Raw genomic sequence first — 2,137 nt, forward strand, 5'->3', positions numbered from 1 at the left:
AACATTGTCTATCATTCTGTTTTTGTCAGCCTTTTGTATTGGGGGTTTTGCAAAAGCAAAAGAGGGAATTCAGGAAACCCTTTCAGAAAAGACGCTGAATGTCGAGCTTCTGATGATATTTGCGGCAGTCGGGTCTGCGATCATCGGCTACTGGGCAGAGGGGGCCATCTTGATTTTTATATTTTCACTCAGCGGCGCCCTTGAAACCTATACATTGAATAAAAGCAAGCGCGATTTGACGTCGTTAATGAAACTGGAGCCGGAGGAAGCCGTTTTGCTGGAAGCGGGTGGCTTGAAAAAAGTTGCAGCGGCTGAGCTGAAGTCAGGCGATCTTATTATGGTCAAGCCGGGGGAGCGAATCGCCGCCGATGGAGAAATCGAATCTGGAAAAACAAGCGTTGATGAGTCTGCTCTCACGGGTGAATCCATTCCGGCGGAAAAAATGAACGGAGATGCCGTATATGCCGGCACGGTTAATTTGAGCGGCTCTCTGACAGTGCGTGTCACAAAGGCAAACGAAGATTCCCTTTTTAAAAAAATCATCAAGCTGGTGGAATCCGCCCAAAACAGTGTTTCACCTTCTCAAGCGTTTATTGAACGTTTTGAAAATCTTTATGTCAAAGTGGTTTTGCTCGCAGTCGGACTGCTGCTTTTTCTCCCTCATTACGCGCTTGGCTGGACCTGGAGTGAGACGTTTTACCGGGCGATGGTGTTTATGGTGGTGGCTTCGCCTTGTGCGCTTGTCGCTTCCATCATGCCGGCAGCCTTGTCGCTGATATCTAATGGGGCGAGAAACGGACTGCTTGTCAAAGGCAGCGTTTTTCTTGAAAAGCTAGGCAACACTCAGATCGTTGCCTTGGATAAAACGGGAACGATCACAAACGGAAAACCTGCTGTAGAAGATATGCTTGTAGCTGAAGGCCTGGAGGAAAAGGAATGCCTGGAAGCTGCGGCAGCCATTGAAAAACAGTCTGGCCATCCCCTCGCAAAAGCGATTGTCAAATATGCTGAAGCAAAAGGGATTTCTTCAGTCGCGAATGTATCGATAGAGGAGACGTCCGGTTTTGGGGTCAAGGCTCAATACCGGGGGGAGACATGGCTGCTTGGAAAAGCCGGATTTGTCGGTGAAGAGGAAACAAAACAATTTTTTGCTGCATCAGTTCAAAGGCTTGCTGAACAGGGAAAAACGATCGTTTACTTGAAAAAAGGCGGCCGTATTGCCGGATGTTTTGCATTAAAGGATCAAATCCGGCCTGAAGCGAAAACGGTGATTGGCGAGCTGAACCAGCTCGGCATTCAGACGGCGATGCTGACCGGGGACCAGCCTGAAACGGCAGCGGCGATTGCGCGGGAAGCGGGGCTGAAAATGGTTGTTTCAGAATGCTTGCCTGACAGAAAAGTAGAGGAAGCGCAAAAGCTAAAAGGAACGTATGGGACGATTGTCATGGTAGGAGACGGCATTAACGACGCGCCTGCTCTTGCAGCCGCCGATGTGGGCATTGCAATGGGAGAGGGAACTGATGTGGCCTTGGAAACGTCTGATGTTGTGCTAATGAAAAACGATTTAACAGGACTGACGAACATGATTCGGCTGTCCAGGAAAATGAACAGGATCATAAAACAAAATGTCATTTTTTCTTTGTCTGTGATCTGTCTTTTGATCTGCACCAATTTCCTGCAAATTCTTGACCTGCCGCTCGGCGTTATTGGACATGAAGGAAGCACACTGCTTGTCATCTTAAACGGACTGAGACTATTAAAATCGTAAAATAGGAAGCGGCTGTCATGCTAAGGGCAGCCGTTTTTGTTTTGAACTCTCCTCACAATGACAGAAAAAAGCAAACAGACCTTATCAATCGGTTGCGATCCTTTTAAAAATGCTTTAAGCAAACGGCTCCTCCTAAGACGCCGGCCAACTAATAGAATACAAAACACCGCCCGATAAAACGGCCCGGAATCTGAGCAAGAAGTAAGAAAAACTGCTACAATATAGATGAAGGTTTTACATACATGAATCGTTTTTAAGGAGTGACCAAACGTGGAAAGAATTGAAAAAATCTCTTCCTGGTTGAAGGAAAAAGATATTTCGTCAGCTTTTATCCATTCAAAAGAGAATGTTTTTTATTTAACTCGCTTT

General features: G+C 46.5%; 2 protein-coding genes. Both read left to right on the forward strand.

Annotated elements, in window-relative coordinates; translation table 11 throughout:
* On the forward strand, positions 1-1,768 hold a 1,768-nt coding region (locus BTA30_RS22305), incomplete at its 5' end, for a heavy metal translocating P-type ATPase (protein ID WP_076764264.1).
* Positions 1,769-2,038: 270 nt separating this feature from the next.
* A partial coding sequence (locus BTA30_RS22310) for an aminopeptidase P family N-terminal domain-containing protein (RefSeq protein WP_142243729.1) occupies positions 2,039-2,137 on the forward strand: 99 nt, incomplete at its 3' end.

It is taken from the genome of Bacillus swezeyi, assembly GCF_001969815.1.
GTDB classification, from domain to species: domain Bacteria; phylum Bacillota; class Bacilli; order Bacillales; family Bacillaceae; genus Bacillus; species Bacillus swezeyi.